This window comes from Myxococcus vastator (genome assembly GCF_010894475.1).
GTDB lineage: Bacteria > Myxococcota > Myxococcia > Myxococcales > Myxococcaceae > Myxococcus > Myxococcus vastator.
Genome location: NZ_JAAIYB010000122.1, coordinates 1 through 18,893, shown reverse-complemented (window position 1 = coordinate 18,893; position 18,893 = coordinate 1). Strand labels below are relative to the sequence as shown.

The 18,893-nt window shown below is 70.6% G+C and carries 17 protein-coding genes and 1 pseudogene; 7 read left to right on the top strand and 11 right to left on the bottom strand.

Annotated elements, in window-relative coordinates:
* The 4 genes and pseudogenes from G4D87_RS14645 to G4D87_RS14630 form a co-directional block, all read right to left on the bottom strand.
* Positions 1-812: pseudogene (locus G4D87_RS14645) on the bottom strand (hypothetical protein); the annotation flags it as partial.
* Between the two features lie 120 nt (positions 813-932).
* Positions 933-2,228, bottom strand: coding sequence for a serine/threonine protein kinase (locus tag G4D87_RS14640; RefSeq protein ID WP_163782683.1), 1,296 nt, complete (start codon positions 2,226-2,228; stop codon positions 933-935).
* A 177-nt stretch (positions 2,229-2,405) separates the two neighbouring features.
* The gene (locus tag G4D87_RS14635; protein WP_240358285.1) at positions 2,406-4,235 is read right to left on the bottom strand and encodes a serine/threonine protein kinase; all 1,830 of its coding nucleotides are present in this window, start codon (positions 4,233-4,235) and stop codon (positions 2,406-2,408) included.
* A gap of 11 nt (positions 4,236-4,246) precedes the next feature.
* Positions 4,247-5,185: a DUF2381 family protein gene (locus G4D87_RS14630; protein WP_163782682.1), complete on the bottom strand. Its 939-nt coding sequence runs from the start codon at positions 5,183-5,185 to the stop codon at positions 4,247-4,249.
* A 278-nt stretch (positions 5,186-5,463) separates the two neighbouring features.
* On the opposite strand from G4D87_RS14630, the gene G4D87_RS14625 reads away from it, so the two are divergent.
* The 3 genes from G4D87_RS14625 (at position 5,464) to G4D87_RS14615 (ending at position 9,251) form a co-directional block, all read left to right on the top strand.
* Complete coding sequence (locus G4D87_RS14625) at positions 5,464-6,825, top strand: hypothetical protein (RefSeq protein WP_163782681.1); 1,362 nt, start codon at positions 5,464-5,466, stop codon at positions 6,823-6,825.
* A gap of 141 nt (positions 6,826-6,966) precedes the next feature.
* Entirely contained in the window at positions 6,967-8,292 is a 1,326-nt protein-coding gene (mgtE, locus tag G4D87_RS14620) for a magnesium transporter (RefSeq protein ID WP_163782680.1), read from the top strand.
* Positions 8,293-8,336: 44 nt separating this feature from the next.
* Positions 8,337-9,251 carry a DUF6929 family protein gene (locus G4D87_RS14615; RefSeq protein ID WP_163782679.1) on the top strand — a complete coding sequence of 305 codons (915 nt, stop codon included), beginning with the start codon at positions 8,337-8,339 and terminating at the stop codon, positions 9,249-9,251.
* A gap of 20 nt (positions 9,252-9,271) precedes the next feature.
* On the opposite strand, the gene G4D87_RS14610 is transcribed toward G4D87_RS14615, so the two are convergent.
* Positions 9,272-10,177 carry a tetratricopeptide repeat protein gene (locus G4D87_RS14610; protein WP_163782678.1) on the bottom strand — a complete coding sequence of 302 codons (906 nt, stop codon included), beginning with the start codon at positions 10,175-10,177 and terminating at the stop codon, positions 9,272-9,274.
* Positions 10,177-10,467, bottom strand: a complete 291-nt coding sequence (locus tag G4D87_RS14605) for a hypothetical protein (protein WP_163782684.1) — start codon at positions 10,465-10,467, stop codon at positions 10,177-10,179. Before G4D87_RS14605 ends, G4D87_RS14610 begins: the two co-directional genes overlap by 1 nt.
* Positions 10,468-10,661: 194 nt before the next feature.
* Here G4D87_RS14605 and G4D87_RS14600 point away from each other — a divergent pair, with 194 nt between their 5' ends.
* The 4 genes from G4D87_RS14600 (at position 10,662) to G4D87_RS14585 (ending at position 14,509) form a co-directional block, all read left to right on the top strand.
* A complete protein-coding gene (locus G4D87_RS14600) occupies positions 10,662-11,489 on the top strand; it encodes an SDR family NAD(P)-dependent oxidoreductase (protein WP_163782677.1) in 828 nt (275 codons plus the stop codon).
* Positions 11,490-11,754: 265 nt separating this feature from the next.
* Positions 11,755-12,702, top strand: coding sequence for an alpha/beta fold hydrolase (locus tag G4D87_RS14595; RefSeq protein ID WP_163782676.1), 948 nt, complete (start codon positions 11,755-11,757; stop codon positions 12,700-12,702).
* Positions 12,703-12,743: 41 nt separating this feature from the next.
* Entirely contained in the window at positions 12,744-13,790 is a 1,047-nt protein-coding gene (locus G4D87_RS14590) for a sensor histidine kinase (protein ID WP_163782675.1), read from the top strand.
* The gene (locus tag G4D87_RS14585; RefSeq protein WP_163782674.1) at positions 13,787-14,509 is read left to right on the top strand and encodes a LytR/AlgR family response regulator transcription factor; all 723 of its coding nucleotides are present in this window, start codon (positions 13,787-13,789) and stop codon (positions 14,507-14,509) included. Before G4D87_RS14590 ends, G4D87_RS14585 begins: the two co-directional genes overlap by 4 nt.
* Positions 14,510-14,515: 6 nt before the next feature.
* Here the strand turns inward: G4D87_RS14585 and G4D87_RS14580 are convergent, their stop codons facing one another.
* The 5 genes from G4D87_RS14580 to lspA (G4D87_RS14560) all read right to left on the bottom strand — a co-directional run bounded on the left by G4D87_RS14580 (position 14,516) and on the right by lspA (G4D87_RS14560) (position 18,846).
* On the bottom strand, positions 14,516-14,905 hold the full coding sequence (locus tag G4D87_RS14580; protein WP_163782673.1) for a hypothetical protein: 390 nt from the start codon (positions 14,903-14,905) through the stop codon (positions 14,516-14,518).
* A gap of 230 nt (positions 14,906-15,135) precedes the next feature.
* Complete coding sequence (locus tag G4D87_RS14575) at positions 15,136-16,209, bottom strand: MXAN_5187 C-terminal domain-containing protein (protein WP_163782672.1); 1,074 nt, start codon at positions 16,207-16,209, stop codon at positions 15,136-15,138.
* Between the two features lie 41 nt (positions 16,210-16,250).
* Positions 16,251-17,555 (bottom strand): prolipoprotein diacylglyceryl transferase family protein, encoded by a 1,305-nt coding sequence (locus G4D87_RS14570; protein ID WP_163782671.1) that lies wholly within the window; start codon positions 17,553-17,555, stop codon positions 16,251-16,253.
* Between the two features lie 52 nt (positions 17,556-17,607).
* The gene (lspA, locus tag G4D87_RS14565; RefSeq protein ID WP_163782670.1) at positions 17,608-18,216 is read right to left on the bottom strand and encodes a signal peptidase II; all 609 of its coding nucleotides are present in this window, start codon (positions 18,214-18,216) and stop codon (positions 17,608-17,610) included.
* A gap of 33 nt (positions 18,217-18,249) precedes the next feature.
* Positions 18,250-18,846: a signal peptidase II gene (gene lspA / locus G4D87_RS14560; protein ID WP_163782669.1), complete on the bottom strand. Its 597-nt coding sequence runs from the start codon at positions 18,844-18,846 to the stop codon at positions 18,250-18,252.
* Between the last annotated feature and the right edge of the window lie 47 nt (positions 18,847-18,893).

The following is an 18,893-nucleotide window of genomic DNA, read 5'->3' as shown; positions in this document are numbered from 1 at the left end:
ACTGCGCCCCAAGCGCCGACCTCCCCGGGACGACCGCCCCACCCGGCATTCACGTATGCCTCCATGCCAGGTCGCGCCACCACCACCGCCATGGCGTCCAGGTGGGCCAACGTCATCGACGGCGCCACCCCTCCCGCGCGCCCCCAGTCATGAACGGCGGACACGGCCAGCGTGTACCGGCCCCGCTGCTCGGGCTGCCCGAAGAGGAGGTGCTCCATGTCCAGGGAGAACTCCGCTCCCAACAACCGTGCGCCGAGCACATCCGAGGCGAACGCTTCCGTATAGAGCGGGCCAAACGTGCCGGTGAAGATGCCCCCGGCCGGGTGGTAGGCGGGATTCGTGCGGTTGGAGTAGCGGCGGACGAGATGCCCGGAGAGGAGCCGGTGTTCCTCCAGCGGGCCAAACCAGATGCCCATGGGCGCGTTGTCCGAACCCAATAGGAGCCCGCGAACGAGCTGTCCCCAGTCCGAGAGAGAGTCCCAGTCCTCGCGACGCACAGGGGTCCCCTCACCATTCCCGCCCCAAAGACGGAAACGAACGGGTGCCCCCAGGTTGACGCCGAGCTCGGGCCCCCCGTCGAGGATGAAGGCAGGCTCCACCTGCATGAAGCCCTCGTCCTCTCCCACGCCAGCGCGAGGCAGGAGCGCCAGCGTCGTGGCTTCCACGCGCGTCAGGTAGTGCCACTCGCGCGCGGGAGGTACAGACGGGACGGTGGATGCTTCTTCCTCCGGAGCAGGAGGCTCCGAGGCCCATCCCGTCATCGGCAACAGAAACAGCAGCAGCGCGGCCAGACACCTTCGCTTCCTGTGCATACACGCCTCCTGTGCGTGCCCCGGCCTGCGGCGCGCGAAACACACGTCTCCCGGTCGGCCTGACGGCTGGCGCCGTGCCGGTGGTGAATCAGCAGTGGTGAGAGGGATTGAGGGCCGCCGTTAAACGGTCGGCTGCTTCGTCGACGCGCGCCGGGAGCCCGCGCCGGGCTCCGTTGGCACTTCGTCCGGGTGGAGCGCACCCACCGCCGCGCGACCTGCGCCTCCACGGGGCGACGGCGCTTCCGTCGTGCCCTCGTAGCCGCCCCGTCCATTGAGGACAGGGGGCGTGATTCCGCCCTCGTCGCTGGGCACCTCGAAGTCCCAGAGGCCCTCACTGGCGTCCGCGAGCGCCCGCTGAACCTCCCTCAATGCGTCCTCGCGCGAGTAGGGCCCCAGCCGCGCCAACTGGGTACGCAGGAGGACTTCCAGCTCGGTCGCCGTCCCGAAGCGTTCGGCGGGACTTCTGCGCAGCATCGTGTGGAGGATGTCTCGAAGCGGAATGGAGAGCCCTCGCGCGGCCTGCTCGACGTCGCCGGAGCGGAAGGCCATGGCACACCAGATGGCGTCTTCCGCGAAGTCGGGCAGCTCCGCCACCACGGACGCCACCGAGGCAGAGAAGGCCTGCTCCCGCTCCGCCTCCGACATCCGCGCTTCCACTTCTTCGATGCGCACGTGGCCCGGGTCGTAGAGGTGTCGCCCGGTGGCGAACTCCAGCAGCGTCAACCCCAGGGAGAACACGTCGGCCCGCGCGTCCACCACCTCGCCCAGCAGCAGCTCCGGTGCCGAGTAGAGGACCTCACCCTGGGGACGCGGCAGGGACGTGGCCAGCCGCCCCGAGAGGCGAGAGAAGGCCACGCCGAAGTCCGTCAGCCGCACCTCGCCATGAGGCCCCACGCGGATGCGCGCGGGGTTCACATCGCGGTTGACGATGCCCAGAGGGACTCCCGCGTCGTCCGTGCGCGCGTGCGCATAGGCCAGCGCCGCGGCGACCTCCGCGCCCACGTAGAGGATGAACGCCTCGGAGAAGTAGCGCCCGCGCGCCTGGGCGACCGTCAGCAACGTGTTGAGGGACAGCCCCTCCACATGCTCCACCGCCACGCACAGGCCCTGCGCGATGTCATGGAGGCCATGGACGCGGGCAATGCTGGGGTGACGAAGGTACTGCGCCAGCCGGACCTCTTCCTCCAGGCGGGCGCGGGCGCGCAGGTACTTCTCCGTCACGTCCGTGGACTCCGGCGCCGGCAAGCACTTGAGCACCACGCAGTCTCCGAGCCCCTGAGGCGTGCGGAGCCGCGCGAGGAGGAGTTGCTCACCCACGCGCCCCTCCCCCAAGTCCCGGAAGAACTCGTAGGAGGTGTCACCGTGGGTGAACAGGACAACGCTCCCGGCGGGCCGAGAGTCAGACGGATGGGACATGGGCGGGAAGCTCCGAGTGCCCGCGCGAGAGGGATTCGCGCAAAGGCAACCTCAAGGTACCGCCAACCCTTTCCGATTTGAACGACGTGTCAGGTCCAAAAACCCGGAAATCTCATTCACTGTGAGTGAATGAAACAGGCCAGATTTGCAAAGCCCCTTTACATTCCCCAAGGACAACTAGGGCCAACGCTCGACGAGATAGGCAGAAGCAGACTTGTTGAGCTCCATGGCCCCTGGCCTGGAGTTGGGCCCTTTTGCGAGGTACCCATTTCTGCCGATGAGAACGCACACTGGAACGGTCCGACCGTCTGGGAGCCGCGCCTCCGTGTAGCGCCCCACAGCAGCCTCTCCGCTTGTCCAGAGATAGCCCGAGAGCTGCGTCCCTTCAGGGAGTCCCGGATGGTCACTGATGCGCACCACGCCAGTGACAGGGCCGTCAGAGTAGAACCCCCCATCGCCCATGGGGCCGGGTTGGCGGATGTCCAGGGTGAGCATGACCGCCTGCCCCGGTCTCATTCGCAGCCCGTTCTTGTTCGCCCTGTTGAACATCGCATCGCGGGCCTCGGCGGGGCAGTCGCCGGGCGCGGGCCGGACCTGGGCACCAGGGCAGCCGAGGGAGAGCGCGGCGGCGGCGGTCGCACCCGCGCACGTCTTGAGAAACCCAGCCCACGGCGACGGGGGCCAGCTCGGACGGGAGGCCAGCGCCTTTGGCTTCCTGGTGGTGGACTCTGCGGACGGGGAGATTCGGGCGGGAGCGCGCTTCACGGGAGGGCTTTCTTTCTCGACAGGTGCGGGAGGGGGCAAAGCTACCCCAGGGGACGACACGGAGGGCGTCGGAGGGACGGAGGGAGCCACCGACATAGCGGCGCCAGCATCCGTTGACGGGGACGGCGCAGCGGGTTCCTCCATCCGCTGTGCCTGCTGCACCGGGGCCGTGGGGCGCAGGGCCAGGTAGCCCGCCAGTGAGGCCACCAGGAGCGCAAGCACGGCCACGGCGCCCGCCACGCGTCGTCCAACGGCCCGCTTGGGCGTGGAGGGCGGCGCTTCGTCGTTGTGCGCCACGCCCAGGGCAAGCTGCAGGTGCGGCGTGGGAACATGCACCGTCGCCATCCACGCTTCGCCTTCCTCGCGCAGCAGCGCGTCCAACTCGCGCCGCATGACCTCGGCGGAGGGGGCGCGCTTCTCGGGATGGAGGGCGATGTAATGCATGGCCGCCGCGCCCAAGGCAGCGGGCACGCGCGGATTCAAGGCGTGCGGTGCGGGAGGAGGCCACCGGGCACCCATCAGGACATGGGGCGCTTCGCTCACAGGCTGGGGGTTCGTCAGCACGTCATAGAGGCAGACGCCCAGCGCATACACGTCGTCGGTCGCCTTGAACTCGTAGCGCGCGTCCTGGTTGTCCCCGTGCTCGCGCAGGAAGCGCGACGCCTCCGGTGAGCGATAGCGCCGGGTGCCAGGCGGCAAGGGCGTGTCCGTCAACTCCGGAGCAAGCGTGTAGTCCCCCGCGCTGAAATCCAGGATGAAGGGCTCACCATCCGCAGCGCGCACGAGGATGTTTCCCAGCTTCAAGTCGCGGTGGAAGACGCCCCGCGAATGCAGGTGGGAGAGCGCGCCCGAGAGCTTGCCGAACACCCGGGCCACTTCATGCGCCGTGGGGTGCGTCTTCTCCACCCACTCCCCCAGCGTGTAGCCCTCCACGTAGTCCAGGACGATGTAGAGCCACCCCTGCGTCGGGTGCTGCCAACGTCCGTGGGCGTGGACCCGCACGATGTTGGGGTGGCCGCTCACCTGGGACAGGCAGACCATCTCCCGCAGCAGCCGCGCGTCGGCCTGCTCCGAGTCCCCGCTGCTGGCGCGGTGCATGGCCAGCTTCATCGCGAAGCGGTGTCCGTCCTTCTCCACGAGGTAGACGGCGCCGAAGCTCCCCGCGCCCAGCGGCTTCACGACGCGCCAGCCGTCCACCGTCTGCCCGGGTTGCAGGTGCGCCGGACTGAACCCAATCAGCATGGTGCGCGGTTCTAGAACGCAAAGCCCGGAATGAGAAGACGCCGACGCCCCTGCTTGTCGCGCAACTCCAAGCGGAGCGCCGCGCCTTCTGGCCAGGTGGGCGCCCCGGTCTCCACCACCACGCGGGCCGCGCCGCCCGGTTCAATCCGTGGCTCCTTCATGCGCACCGCGAGCACGTTGACGCGGTCGCCACTCACAGCCACGGAGAGCCGCGCCTCCACGGGTGTCCAAGGCTCCGAGCCGGTGTTGCGCACCCAGAGGGCTACCGCCCCCCAGCCACTCGCAAGGTACGTGACGACAGCTTCGGGCTTGAGCCCTTCTCCGGTACCCAGGGCGTCGGTCCTGCCGACCCGGAAGCCCTCTTCGCCCAGAAGACCGGCCAGAATCATTCCGGCCGGGCCACTCGCCACGTTTCGCGTTCGAAGCGCTTCCAACTCGGCGTCCTTCGCCGCACAGGCGGCGCGCACCTCGTCCAGCTCGGCCTGAAGCGCATCCGCGGTACGCGGCAGGCGCGACACCATGACTTGCGCGTCCACCTCGGAAGGGTGCGTGACGAGCGAGAAGACGACGCGAGCAGGCGCCGCGCCATCCGCGAACGGAACGGTCAGTTCCACACCACGCCCAGGCCCCAAGTCCATCGCGGGTTTGAGCACGATGCTGCGCCCATTGACCTCGAACAGCGCGAGTCGCCCCCCAGGGTCCCCAAGTACCACTGCGTCACGGTCCACAGGGGAGTCGAACTCCAGGGCCGTGAGGTAGCCCGGCGCAACGTGAAGCTCCACCGGGTTGTCGGCCGTGGCCACCGAGAGCGATACCCGCCGCCGCTTCAGCTCCCGCCCGCGAAGTCCCTCCGGGGGCTGTGCCGCGGCCGTCAGCCCCACCAGCAGCACAACGGGCAGGGCAAGCCGGGCAAGTGACGAGAACACGCGCGGGCAACCGCCAAGGGGCATGGCGGGACCGTACCAGGATGCGCGCGGCCTACAGCCCTTCTCCGGTTGTCCTGGTGCGAGGTCGCTTCGGCAAACCACAAGAAGTCAGATCACTTGCCGGGTCGCGCCCCTCAAAACTCCCTTCGGAGCACGCGGTCACCATGCGGCATGTGTTCAGGAAGGTCTGGAACAACCGCGCCACGCCTGCCTCCGGCCCGGCCCGCGAATGGGGTAAGAAGGCCCTGGAGCCTGCGCCGCCTCCCCCAGGCCGAGGTCACCCGGGCGGCGTCCCCTTCTCGATGAAGACCGTTCCCAGCCTGCTCGCATGGTCCGCGATGCTGTCCCTGTCCGGGTGCGCGGACACCGGTGATGACTGCGGCCTTGTCCCACTTCCAGGAGGCGCGGGGCAGACGCCGCCCCTGCTGTCGCTGGAGGTCCCCGCGGAGCTCCACGTCCAGCCGAGCCTGCGCGGCGCCTGTGATGGCTCCGACACCTCCCAGGTCCCCGACAGCATCACGGCGGAGGTGTTCGACCCGAACAACCACACCGTGGTCTCGGAGGCGTCCCTCACCGGCGACGGACAGTCCGCCACCGTCCGCTTCACCCCGACGACCCCGGGGCGCCACCACGTCCGCGTCGCCTTCTCCCCGGTGGGCAGCCTCCAGCAGTTCGGCGCCTACGTGTCACGCGCATGGACCGGAGGCGGTCCCACGGTGCTCCCGCTGCCCCGCTGCACGCAACTGGACCGCACCACGCAGGGCACCTGGCTGTGTGACGGCGTGGCGGTGCACGCGGCGACCGCGGCCCAGACGCCCCTCGGCGGCGTCTCCGGCATTCCCGACGTGGCCGTCGCGGGAAATGTCGTCTGGGTCGTGGGCGAGGACCGGGTCCGCCGCTTCGTCGACACCGGCGCGGAGCTCAAGCTCACCGGCTCGCTCCTGCTCAACCAGCGCGACACGGTGAAGGTCATCCAGAGCCGGCTCGCCACCGCGGAGGAGCTGTGGGTGCTCGACTCGGAGCGCCTGCATCGCTTCGCCTTCACGCCGGCGGGCGTCGTCACCGGCGCCGCCCCCACGCCGTGGGGACAGGGCAACCAGATGCCCTTCGGCGTCGACATGGTGCTGGGCCTGCTCGTGCGGCTGGGCCCCGACGCGGTCAGCGTCATCCAGGTGACGCCGGAGCCCGACAGCCACGCGTGCACGTTCCGGCTGGGCCCGGATGGGGCCTTCGTCGCCTCGGAGGCGCCGTGCCAGCGCCTGCCGGGCATGCCCGCGGGCCTCGAGGACGGCGCGGTGTGGACCCGCGTGGACTCCCTGCTCCTGCCGCAGCCAGGACAGACGCTGTACCGGTGGGCCGCGGTGGATGGCGCGCTGACCGAACGAGGCACCCTGGTGGTGGACGCGCCACTCGATCTGGTGAGCGCGCCCCTCCGCCCCGGCTTCGCAATCCCCTTCATCCAGTGGCGGCAGTCACGCGTCGGTGCCGCGGCGCCCGTGGCGCCCGAGTCACTGGGCCCGCTGGGGCTGGAGCTGCTTCCCGGAAACACGGACCTGTCGTCCAGCCCGCGCACCCTCTCGCCCCGCTTCTACTGGGAGGCGGACGCGGGCGACCCCACCCGTCAAACCCGGGTGTACGCGCGGGGCGCGTCTTCGTTGAAATAACGAGACGGTTGGGGCACACACGGACGGAAAAGCGCGAAATGTCGCCTGCCTGCCTCTCGCGATGCCCGGCCTCCGGGTGTAGAGAGGCCAGCGCGCCGCGGCACCACGCGCTCCACCCGACACGCCCGGAGGTGAGCCCCCATGATGGAAAGCCCCCAGAGCGCCGCGCTCTCCATGGAGGAACTGCACGAGGCGTGGCCCGTGCTCTCCGTCGACGAGCGGCTGGAGGGCTTCCGGCTGCTTCCCGCTTCGGTGGCGGACGACTTCTTCCTGGCGCTGTCGGCGCGTGAGCAGGCGGAGGTCATCCTCCACCTGCATCCGGCCGAGCGACGCACCTGGGTCCGGCTGCTGCCCCCGGACGACCTGGCGGACCTGGTGCAGGCGGTGGAGCCCGAGCAGGCGGAGTCCATCCTCTCGCAGCTCGACGACGCCAGCCGCCGCGAAGTCAACGTGCTGCTGGCCTACGCGGAGGACGACGCCGGCGGTCTGATGAACCCGCGCTTCGCCCGCGTGCGGCCGGACATGTCCATCGACGAGGCCATCAGCTACCTGCGCAAGCAGGCGCGGGAGCGGGTGGAGACCGTCTACTACGCCTATGTGCTCGACGCCGAACAGCACCTGCAGGGGGTGCTGTCGCTGCGTCAGCTCTTCCAGTCCGCCAGCGACAAGCGGGTGGCGGACGTCATGCAGCGCGACGTCATCACCGTGTCGGAGGACACCGACCAGGAGGCCGTGAGCCGGCTGTTCACCGAGCACGGCTTCATGGCCCTGCCCGTGCTGGACGCCCAGCAGCGGATGAAGGGCATCGTCACGGTGGACGACATCGTCGACGTCGTCCAGGAAGAGGCCACCGAGGACATCCAGAAGGCCGGCGGCATGGAGGCCCTGGAGGCCCCCTACTTCGAGACCGGCTTCTTCGGCATGTTGAAGAAGCGCATCGGCTGGCTGCTGGTGCTCTTCCTGGGGCAGATGCTCACCGCCACCGCGATGAGCAGCTTCGAGGACGAAATCGCCACCGCCGTGGTGCTGAGCCTCTTCGTGCCGCTCATCATCTCCTCGGGCGGCAACTCCGGCAGTCAGGCCTCCACGCTCATCATCCGCTCGCTCGCGCTGGGCGAGATGCGGCTGCGGGACTGGTGGCGCGTGGCTCGCCGCGAGCTGCTCTCCGGCCTGGTGCTGGGCCTGGTGCTGGGGGTGGTGGGCCTGGCGCGCATCCTCATCTGGAACTCCATCACCGGCGTCTACGGGCAGCACGCCTTGCCGCTGGGCATCACCGTCGCCCTGTCCGTGCTGGGCGTGGTGACGTTCGGCACCCTGGCCGGCTCCATGCTGCCCCTGGTGCTGCGGAAGTTCGGCTTCGACCCCGCGAGCGCCTCCGCCCCCTTCGTGGCCACACTGGTGGACGTTAGCGGCGTCCTCATCTACTTCACCGTCGCCAGCCTCCTGCTGCGCGGTACGCTGCTCTGAAGCGCCGGGGCCCGTGAGGCCGCGGCTTCGCGGGAGACACGGCCATGCTTCACCTGACCTCACGGCGCACCCTGGACCTGGAGGCGCCCGTCACGCCAGGACGTCCTGCACACGTCACCGCCTTGAGCGGACTGGTCCGCGCGGGTGACTGGCTCTACACCGTCGCGGAGGAGCCGCTGCACCTGGCCGCGTTCCCCCTGTCGGCGCAGAGCCCCGGTCATGGCGTGGTGCTCTTCGCGAACCACCAGCCCGACGAGCCCGTCTCCCTCAAGACGTCGCGGCCCGACCTGGAGGTGCCCTGCCTGCTGGCGCCCCAGGGCAGCACGCCCCACGGTTCGCTGCTGGTGCTGCCGTCGGGCAGCTCCGCGGGCAGGCAGCGCGGCGCGGTGGTCGCCCTGGGCGCGGACGGCACCCTGGCGGGAGACGCCCGGGCCGTGGACGTCACGGCGCTGTACACCCAGCTCGGCCGGGAGCTGGGACCGCTGCGCATCGCCGGGGCGGCGATGTCGGGCGGACTGCTGCGGCTGCTCCAGCGCGGCAGCGGCGAGCCCGGCACCGACGCCCTGGTGGACCTGGACGCGGAGCGGGTGCTGCGCGGCCTGGAAGCCGGCGCGCTGGGCCCGGACGTGGTGCGCATGACGCGCCGCTGGGAGCTGGGACACGCCGGAGGCATGCGGCTGTCCTTCACGGCGGCCTCGCCGCTTCCCGGCGGGCGGATGGTCTTCACCGCCACCGCGGGGAGCACCGGCCCGGCGGCCACCGTGGGCGGCTCCGTCGTGGGCGTGCTGGCGCCGGATGGCTCGCCGCAGTTCCTCGACGCGCTGGACGGACACCTGTCGGTGACGGGCGTGGATGCCCGGGTGGAGCAAGGCCGCGTGCGGGTGCTCCTGGCGGCCCTCTCCGAGGATGGGGCGAGCCCCGCGACCCTGCTGGAAGCGACGCTGGACGTCCCGGCGTAGGGCGGCGTGTCCGCCCCGCGTCAGTCGTGCTCGTGCGCGGCTTCCTCGGGGCGGCCACCGACGGCCTCCAGCGACGTCCGGGCCGGGCGGACGCGGTCGAAGGCCACCTCGCGCTGACCCACACCCGTGGCGGTGGTGTTGGCGATGCGTCGGCGCGCCCGCGCGATGTAGTCCTGCACCAGCGCGGGGTCGGGGTGCGTCTTCAGCGCATCCACCCAGGTCTCAATGGCCTTCTCGTTCTCCCCCGCGTCGGCGCGCAGCTTGCCCATCTCGAAGAGGGCGTGCGGCGCCAGCTCGGAGTCCGGGAAGCGCGTGCGCAGGTCCGCGAAGGTGCGGGAGGCCTCCTGGCGGCGGCCCTCCATCATCGCCAGGGCCTGGGCCTGGAGGTACAGGGCGTCATCCACGTAGGCGCTCGTGGGGAAGCGCTCCATGATGCGGCGGGTCTCCAGCTCGCACTGCTGATAGTCGCCCAGCTCGAAGTAGAGCTTGGTGACCAGGTAGTGCAGCTCCGCGCCCTGCGGTGGATTCAGCTTGAGGGCCGCGGTGAGCTGGTCGATGGCGCCGCGCACGTCGCGGTAGTGCACGCGCAGGAGGTCCGCCAGGATGATGCGGGCCTCGAGCGCCTCCGGTGACTCGGGGCACTGCTGGATGAGCTCACGGTAGACGCCTACCGCCTCCTTCACCTTGCGCTGCTCCAGCCAATAGACATCCGCGGCCCCCTTGAGGGCGCGCGCGCGGAGCACCAGCGCCTCCGGCGAGGAGTCGTGGCGAGTCGCGTCGAAGGCCTTGCGGTACTCGACGAGCGCCTCGTCGGGCCGCTTCTCGAAGGTGGCGTCACGGGCCCGCTGGAGATGGTCCACGGGCTTGTCCCGGCACGCCGTGGCGGCCAGGGACAGCACGGCGAGCGCGAGCCGCAAGGACTTCATCAGTCACAGGCCTCCGGCGTCACGGTGACGCACTTCGTGTCCTGACAGCGGACGCAGACCTCCACCGGCGAGACATCGGTGACGCAGACGTTGACGCGCGAGGTGCGCGGGCAGTCCTCCGACGTGACGCAGCGGTAGGGCTCCCCGCCATCACGCGTGATGTCGCTGGCCGTGGAGCCACAGACCTCCAAGTCGTTGCATCCGAAGAGGCCCACCGCGATGGCGGCGAACGCTCCGCACCAGGCGCGTCTCACAGCGGCGGTTGTACCCGGATTCGCCCGCGTCGTCACGGGCGCCCGCGCCTGCTTGCCTGGCGTCTCCACCTCCGCGGGAACCGCGTTTGCGATTCTGGGACAGGGATGTCAGGTGTGTCATGGAGCACCCGGTGTCAGGGCCGTTCTGGGCGCTCGCGTCAAGGCGCCGCGGGGTGATGGCGGCGAAGCAGCGGCGGGGACATGCTGGGCCCATCGCCGCAACGACACACATGACGCTTCCATCCCATCCAAGAGCCGTCATCACCGGCGCAGGCAGCGGCCTGGGCCGCGCGCTCTGCGAGGAGCTCGCACGCCGAGGGGCCCGCGTGCTCGTCACCGACCTCGACGCCGCCTCCGCGGAGGAGACGGCGCTGCGCGTCACCCGCGCGGGAGGCGAAGCGCACGTCCAGGTCTGTGACGTCACCGAGCCGGCCCAGGTCGAGGCCATGGCCGACGCCGCGGAGCGCGCCCTGGGCGGCGTGGACCTGCTGGTCAACAACGCGGGGGTCGTCAGCGCGGGTCCGGTGGGCGAGCTGTCGCTCTCCGAATGGAAGCGCGTGCTGGACATCAACCTGTGGGGCGTCATCCACGGCTGCCATGTCTTCGTCCCCCGGCTGCGCAGGCAGGGGTCCGGCCACATCCTCAACATCGCCTCGGCTGCGGGGCTCGTGTACGTGCCCGACCTGGCGGCCTACAACGTGTCCAAGGCGGGCGTGGTCGCGCTCTCCGAAACGCTCCACGCCGAGCTGAAGGCCACTGGCATCGGCGTCACCGTGGCGTGCCCCAGCTTCTTCCGCACCCGGATTGCCAGATCGGGCGCCTACGCCAACGACACGCTTCGCGCCCTCGCCGTCGGGATGATGGACGCGGCCCGCCTGGGCCCGGAGGTCATCGCGCGCAGGCTGCTCAAGGCCGTGGACGCGCGAAGCCTCTACACCGTCCCCATGGCGGATGCGCGCTGGGGCTGGCGCCTGCGCCGCATGTCCCCCAGCCTCTTCCTCCGCGCCGTCGCCGCGATGGACCGCTCCGCCCGCGCGTGGCTGCTGCGACGACGCTGAGCCGCTTCAAGGCGCTGGCCGATAGCGCCGACAGCAGCGGCGCTCGATGAGGCCCGGCGGCGGATTGCCTTCCTCGCCTGGCCTGCGGACAGGCGGCATCCAGGTGCGCGCCTCGTCCTCCCGGTCCAGGGACTCACGCCAGCCGCCCCGCCCGGACGCCGCTCATCACCGGCAGCGACCGCTCATGGAGCATCCGGAGCGCGTGCACGCCCGGGGCGTACCTTGTCTTTCGCGGCACTCACCCCTCCCGACCAGGAAGCCCTTCATGCTTTGTCGCCACGCCCTTTCGTCGCTGTTCGTCCTGTCGCTGCTCTCCGGTTGCGCGTCCACGTCCGGTGCCGCGACTTCGGAAGCCACCGCCTCCGGGCCCACGGCGTCCACCGCGCCCGCGCCCTTCCGCGTCGAGCGCTCCGGCCAGGGCCGGCCGGTGGTGTTCATCCCCGGGCTCGCGTCGTCGGGCGAGGTCTGGCGTGAGACGGTGGCGCACCTCGGCGGCCAGTACGACGCCCACGTCCTCACGCTGGCCGGCTTCGCGGGACAGCCCGCGCTGCCCGGGCCCTTCTTCGAAACGCAGCGCCGCGCGGTGGCCGAGTACCTGCGTGAGCAGGGCCTGGAGAAGCCCATCCTCGTGGGCCATAGCCTGGGCGGAGTGCTGGCGCTCGCGGTGGCCGCGGACGTCCCCGAGCGCGTGGGCGGCGTGGTGGTGGTGGACAGCCTGCCCTTCCTCCCCGCCGCCATGTATCCCGGCGCCACCGTGGAGAGCAGCCGCCCCCACGCCGACCAGCTGCGCACGCAGCTGCGGACCCAGCCCGTCGCCCAGCGCAATGAGATGCAGCGGCAGACGCTGCGCCGCTACATCACCGACGCGTCCAGGCAGGACGTCGCCTTCCGCTGGGGAAACCAGTCGGACACCGAGACGGTGGCCCTGGCCATGTACGAACTGATGACCACCGACCTGCGCCCGGAGCTGCCGCGCATCAGCGCGCCCACCCTGGTGCTCGGCTCATGGATTGCGCTGAAGGGCCAGGTGCCGCGTGAGACAGTCGAGGCCGTGTACAAGGGCCAGTACGCCACGCTCTCCACCGCGCGCGTCGTCATGCACGACACGGCCCGCCACTTCATCATGTGGGACGACCCGGCGGGCTTCTTCCGGGCGCTGGACGGCTTCCTCGGCGCCCATGCGCCCGTGGCCCGGGTGGAGCCGCGTCCGTGAGTGTGGTGGACTCGCGCGGCCTTGAAGCAGGGAGCCCTTGAATGAAGTCCTCGTCGGCGCGCACCTGGGCCTATGTGGCCTGCCAGGTCGGAGGCTGGGGCTTCTACGCCACCTTCAACTCCCTGCTGACGCTGCTGACGCCCAGGCCCGACATCTGGGCGTCCTGGTGGGTGCTCTGCTCGTGCGGAGCGCTCATCACGCACCTGGCGCGCCTCGGGTTGCCCCTGCGAGCGTGGGCCCGGCTGCCCGTCTCCCGGCTGGCCCCGCGCGTCTTCCTCACGGCGGTGGGCCTGGGCGTCACGCAGAACATCGCGGCCTTCGGCTTGAGCACCTCCGTGCTGGGGGTCTTCACGCCGGATGACGCCTCGCCCATGGGCTTCCTCATCAGCGGCTTCATCTGGACGGTGATGATGACGCTGTGGCTGCTCCTCTACTTCGGCGTTCACGCGGTGGAGCAGGCCCGGGCCATGGAGCTGGAGCGCTGGAAGCTGGAGGCCGCGGCCCAGGCGTCGGAGCTGCGCTTCCTCAAGTCGCAGCTCCAGCCGCACTTCCTCTTCAACTGCCTCAACAGCGTGCGCGCCCTCATCTCCGAGGACCCGGCCCGCGCGCAGCAGGTGGTGACACGGCTGTCCACGCTGCTGCGGCATGCGCTCACCTCCCGGGAGAAGGAGACCGTCCCGCTGGCCCAGGAGCTCCAGGTGGTGCGTGACTACCTGGAGCTGGAGGGTGTGCGTCTGGAGAGCCGCCTGCGCGTTCGCGAGGACGTGGAGCCGGCCGCCCTGCACCTGTCCGTGCCCGCGATGCTGGTGCAGACGCTGGTGGAGAACGCCATCAAGCACGGGGTGGCGCAGCTGCCCGAAGGCGGCGAGGTGGCGGTCTCCGCGCGCGTCCAGGAGGGCGTGCTGCTGCTGGAGGTCTCCAACACCGCCACGCCGGCCGCGCGCCCCGTGGAGGGCAGCGGCGTGGGCCTTCACAACGCGAGTGAGCGGCTGCGCCTCCTGTGCGGCGCCGCCGCCTCGCTGCACCTGGACCGCACGCGGACGTCCTTGACCACCGCGCGCGTCCGCATTCCCCTGCCCCTGTCATGAGAGTCCTCATCGCTGACGACGAACGACTGGCCCGCGCCGAGCTGCGCCGCCTGCTCGCGGCCTTCCCGGACGTGGAAATCGTGGGCGAGGCCACGCACGTGGACGAGGCGTGCCGCCGGGTGGAAGCGCTGTCGCCGGACCTGCTGCTGCTCGACATCCAGATGCCGGGCGGGACGGGCTTCGACGTGCTCGAGCGGCTGGAGGAGCCCCCCGACGTCGTCTTCACCACCGCGTATGACGCCCACGCCGTGCGCGCCTTCGAGGTGAATGCGCTCGACTTCCTGCTCAAGCCCATTGAACCGGAGCGGCTCGCCACCGCGCTGGAGCGCGTGCGGGAGCGGGGCCGCGTGGCCGCGGTGGAGCCCGCGCACGGACAGGCGCCCGGCACGCCGCTGGAGCGGGTGTTCGTGAAGGAGGGTGAGCGCTGCTGGCTGGTGCAGCTCGCGCAGGTCCCGCTCATCACCTCCGAGGGAAACTACGCGCGGCTGACGTTGGACGGACACGCGCCGCTGCTCTTGCGCTCGCTGACCTATCTGGAGGAGCGGCTGGACCCGGCGCGCTTCTTCCGCGCCAGCCGCCAGCACCTCATCAACCTGGACTTCATCGAGTCCCTGGAGCCTGGGCCCAGCGGCACGCTGGTGGCGCGCCTGCGCGGTGGCCGCGAGGTGGAGCTGTCCCGCCGCCAGTCGCAGCGCTTCCGCGAGAGGCTCAGCGTCTGAGCGCCGTCAGTTGTTGCCGCGCCGCGCCTTGCTGGAGGTGAGCACCGCCTTGTCCACCGAGGCGACACCCCTGGCGCGTCGCTTGAGCTGACGCGCGCGGTCCTCCTGCTTCTTGTAGTGCTTCATCATCGCGACCATGTGCGGGTCGGAGGTCTCGCAGTGCAGCTGCGTCACCTCCTGGTGGCGGCGGCCCAGCTCCTGCCACGTCTGGAGCATGGCCTGGTTGCCCAGGAGCCGCTCCTCGACGGAGTCGAGCACCGCGTCCATCGCCTCGCCTTCGGCCTCCAGCGCCGCGAGACGCTCCTGGGCCTCCTGAGAGGGCGACATGCACCCCGTGCCCAGCAGGGCGAGTCCCATCACCATGGTCAGCCCGAGCCACCTCCGCCGAATCCCCACGTCGCCTCCCGCAGTGTCTCGCGCCGTCCACCGGCCGCTGACGCGAAACGCAAGCTAGGGAGGCACCCCCGGGGCGACAACCCGCTCAGGCAGCAGAGGCAGTCGTTTTTTCAGCAGGCGACGATTCCCGACACCCGCGGCGCGGGGGGCAGGTCGGCAGCGGAAGGGCGCGCGCGCACACCCGCGTCCAGCCAACGACGTGCGCACGCCCGCGCACTGTCCGGTGATGGCTACTTCGGCACGGCCTTGAGCGACGCCTTGCCGTCCTTGATGACGACCTTGAACTCCACCGCCTTCGCGTTGTGCTGCTTGAGCAGCTCCGGCACCTGCTTGCGCAACGTGGCCGCCACGGACTCGTAGGACAGCTTCGACGTGTCCTCCTGGCAGCGCCGCTTCGCGGTGACGTACGCGTCGTAGACGGCACGCAGCTTGTCGTCCGCCATCCCCCCGCCGCTCGCCGTGGGAGGCCGGGACGCGGTGGAGGGAGGTGGCATGGCAGCGGGCCGCGACGGAGGCGGCGTGCTGCTCGCTCCGACGGCCGGCGTCCTCGCCGGAGGCGGCGTGCTGGCCGCGGCGCCCGGTGCCTTCGCCGCCATGCCCGGCGGCGCCACCGACGTGCCATGCGCAGGCGTGCCACCCACCGTGGGCAGACCGCGCGGCGGGGTCCCCGCCACGGGCGCCACGGAGGGAATGCCCGTCAGCGGCGCCACGGCGGGGGTGCCACGCAGCGGCGTGCTCCCCACCGCGGGCGTGCCCTTCGACGGCGTTCCATCCGGGGCCTGGAGGAAGCGGGCGGCCACCTGCGGCTCGTTGACGGGGCGGGGGCGGCTCAGCTCCTCCACCTCCTCGAAGTCCATGTCGGAGATGTCCTCCGGCAGCTCGACGACGCCCTTCTGGCCCGCCGCGACTGGCGAGCTGGCCTTCCGGCTCTCCGCGCGGCGGCGCGCCTTGAAGACATCCCGGCGATAGGTGCCCGCTTCAATTTCCTGGAGCGTGCGCACCCACAGCCGTTCGTACGTGAGGAACTTGTTGTACAGGCTGGCGACGCGGAACTTGGCGGAGGTGCTGCGGATGAACGCGCCCTTCAGCTTGTTCAGCCGCTTCTTGAGGTCTTCGTGCGCGCGCGACGGCGCCTGACGCTCGTTGCCCAGGAAGTACTGTTCGTAGAGGTTGCGGAGGACGGCGACCTCCGCCTCCAGGGCCTCGCACTCCTGGAGGACGGCCTCGCTGGAGCCGGGGTCGGCCGAGGTGGACCTGCCAGCGAAGCTCTTGGATGCGGACTGTCGGGCGTCGGGGGGCGGCATGACTCCTCAGAGTGTCCCCAAGAGGCCCGCGCGATTCAACCTCACGCAGCCGAGGGGGTAGGCCCCAGGCTTGCCGCCTCGCTCTCCCGGCGGCGGCCTTTCTGGGCGAGCAGCACCGCGCCAAAGGTGAACATGCACAGGGAGATGAACTGGCTGGTGGAGACATTGTACCACGCCTCCAGCGGCACCGCCGAGGCCAGCTCCCCCGCCCCCAGCGACTGGAGCAGGCCGTGCAAGGTGCCTCGCTCCACGTCCCCCCGGAACAGCTCCACCGTGCTCCGGAGCACCGCGTAGGCCATCAGCCACAGCGCCAGGACGTGGCCATGGAAGCGGCGGTAGCGCCGGGCGTACAGCAGCCCCACGAAGAGCACCACCTGCCCGACGGACTCGAAGAGCTGGGTGGGGTACAGCCCCAGGGTGTGGCCCTGCTGCGCCACCCAGTCAGAGATGCGCACCGCGCCAGGCGCGGCGTAGTGGAAGATTTCACCCGTGGCCTCCACGACGTACCGCGTGTCCTGGAGCTGGGACGAATAGGCCAGGCTGGACGTGTTGCCGAGCCCGCCCAGGAGGTCCTGCGCCACCCCGCTGCCGGGGAAGTGCACCGCGGTGGCGGCATGCGCGGGCGCCACGTCCCCCCAGCAGCACCCCGCACTGAAGCACCCCAGGCGGCCCAGGCACTGGCCCAGCGACACGGTGGGGATGCACACGTCGGCGAGGCGCCAGAAGTCCAGGCCATTCATCCGCGCGAACACGAACGCGGCCACGGACGCGCCCATCAGGCCGCCGTAGAAGACGAGCCCTCCGCCCAGGGAGAACACCTGCGTCCAGTCACGGGCGTAGTCCTGCCAGTTCACGAGCACGAAGAGCAGCCGGCTCCCGCCGATACCACCGAGCAGAATCCAGACCGTCATGTCCATGAGCTGCTCGCGCTTCTTCGGCCCCTCCACGTCCACCCACGCCCCGTCCTTCAGCGCCAGCGTGCGCCATTCGTCCTGCGCCAGCCGGCCCGCCACCGTCACCGCGGTGGTGAAGCCCAGGGCCAGCAGCAGGCCATAGGTGTGCACGGGGATGCCCTCGCCCTGGGCGCCCGGAAAGGCCCCGGGCGGCAGCGAGTACCGCAGGGCGAACCAGGCCAGCACCGCGCCCACGAGGCCATACCCCACGGCCCGCAGCAGCCGGTCTTGTGAGGACACCGGCGCGCGCGTGCCCGTCCGGGCATCCAGCGCGCCTTCGGCGCTGCGCCAGCCGTTGAAGACGACGTAGCCCACCGTGCCCGCGGCCAGCGCGTACAGCAGGAGCTGCGACCAGAGCGAAGTGAAGGTGAGGTGGACGAGAACGGGGAGCATGGCGACGAAGGCTACCCTCGTTGCGCGGGCGGGACGACCCGCATGCGCGCCTTCAGGCCCGCCCGGCTGCCTGGGCCGGCTTCTCCTTGCGGACGAAGGAGTCGACGATGAGCATGCCCACGCCAATGCAGATGGCCGCGTCGGCGACGTTGAAGGAAGGCCAGGCCACCTTGTCGAACCAGTGGGCCTCCAGGAAGTCGATGACGAAGGCCCGGGCGACCCGGTCGATGTAGTTGCCCAGCGCGCCGCCCAGCACCAGCGGCAGCCCCCACAGCGCCCACTTCTCCTCCGGGTCCGTTCCAGACAGCTTGCGGAAATAGAAGGAGATGAGGAGCACCGCGGCGATGCTCACCACGTGGAAGAGCGGCACCCGCGTCTCGGGCGGAAGGCCGCGGAACATGCCCCACGCGGCGCCCGGGTTCTCCGCGTAGCGGAGGCGGAAGAACGACTCCGAAAGCTCGATGTGCCGGCGGGGCTGGTAGTGCAGCCCGTTGAAGCCCTGGGGGGGCGGGGCGGAGTACATCGCGGCCAGGCGCTCGCCCAGGCGCTCCTTGCCCTCCATCTGGGTGGTCAGCTCGCGGACGACGACGTACTTCGTCCACTGGTCGAGCGCGATGACGCCAAGGGTGACGGCGAGGAGGATGAGGTATTTGCGCGGCACGGGCCGGGACTTACACCAGCCGCCGCCCGCCCGTCACGGATTGGGGCGCTTCGTCGTCCGCAGCGAGTCCAGCAGCATGAGACTCACCCCGACGCTGATGGCCACGTCCGCCACGTTGAAGGTCGGCCAGCGCATCCCCGGCTGGTTGCGCCAATGCCAGTCAATGAAGTCGATGACGTAGCCGCGCAGCAGCCGGTCCACGAAGTTGCCCAGCGCTCCGCCCGCCACCAGCGCCAGGGACACCCGGGCCAGCCGCTGCTCCGCGGGCATGCGCCGGTACATCACGAAGATGAAGCCCATGGCCACCAGGCTCACCACGAGGAAGAAGAGGCGCCGCACGCCGTCGGGCATGTCGCCGAAGATGCCCCAGGCAGCGCCCGGGTTCTCCACGTAGCGGAAGTGCCAGTAGTCCTCGATGAAGCGATAGGGCCGCAACACCCGGAACGGCCCGTCCTCGGGCGGCGGGCGGTTGTCCAGGTTCCGCTCGGTGACGAAGCCCGTCACCCGCGCCAGGCCTTCCCGCCCATCCAGGGCATCCGTCAGCCGGGAGACGGCCAGGTACTTGGTCACCTGGTCTGCGGCGAGCACCGCGACAATCACGAGGAGGAGGAACCGATGGGAGACTTTCATGTCGCGCGCCCTCCTCTATCCCGCCCCCCGTGTCCTGACAACGAAGA

Excerpts from the sequence above, each read along its gene's own strand:
- G4D87_RS14640 (WP_163782683.1), bottom strand. The coding sequence starts at position 2,228 with ATGTCCCATCCGTCTGACTCTCGGCCCGCCGGGAGCGTTGTCCTGTTC.
- G4D87_RS14635 (WP_240358285.1), bottom strand. The coding sequence starts at position 4,235 with ATGCTGATTGGGTTCAGTCCGGCGCACCTGCAACCCGGGCAGACGGTG.
- G4D87_RS14630 (WP_163782682.1), bottom strand. The coding sequence starts at position 5,185 with ATGCCCCTTGGCGGTTGCCCGCGCGTGTTCTCGTCACTTGCCCGGCTT.
- G4D87_RS14625 (WP_163782681.1), top strand. The coding sequence starts at position 5,464 with ATGAAGACCGTTCCCAGCCTGCTCGCATGGTCCGCGATGCTGTCCCTG.
- mgtE (WP_163782680.1), top strand. The coding sequence starts at position 6,967 with ATGATGGAAAGCCCCCAGAGCGCCGCGCTCTCCATGGAGGAACTGCAC.
- G4D87_RS14615 (WP_163782679.1), top strand. The coding sequence starts at position 8,337 with ATGCTTCACCTGACCTCACGGCGCACCCTGGACCTGGAGGCGCCCGTC.
- G4D87_RS14610 (WP_163782678.1), bottom strand. The coding sequence starts at position 10,177 with ATGAAGTCCTTGCGGCTCGCGCTCGCCGTGCTGTCCCTGGCCGCCACG.
- G4D87_RS14600 (WP_163782677.1), top strand. The coding sequence starts at position 10,662 with ATGACGCTTCCATCCCATCCAAGAGCCGTCATCACCGGCGCAGGCAGC.
- G4D87_RS14595 (WP_163782676.1), top strand. The coding sequence starts at position 11,755 with ATGCTTTGTCGCCACGCCCTTTCGTCGCTGTTCGTCCTGTCGCTGCTC.
- G4D87_RS14590 (WP_163782675.1), top strand. The coding sequence starts at position 12,744 with ATGAAGTCCTCGTCGGCGCGCACCTGGGCCTATGTGGCCTGCCAGGTC.
- G4D87_RS14585 (WP_163782674.1), top strand. The coding sequence starts at position 13,787 with ATGAGAGTCCTCATCGCTGACGACGAACGACTGGCCCGCGCCGAGCTG.
- G4D87_RS14575 (WP_163782672.1), bottom strand. The coding sequence starts at position 16,209 with ATGCCGCCCCCCGACGCCCGACAGTCCGCATCCAAGAGCTTCGCTGGC.
- G4D87_RS14570 (WP_163782671.1), bottom strand. The coding sequence starts at position 17,555 with ATGCTCCCCGTTCTCGTCCACCTCACCTTCACTTCGCTCTGGTCGCAG.
- lspA (WP_163782669.1), bottom strand. The coding sequence starts at position 18,846 with ATGAAAGTCTCCCATCGGTTCCTCCTCCTCGTGATTGTCGCGGTGCTC.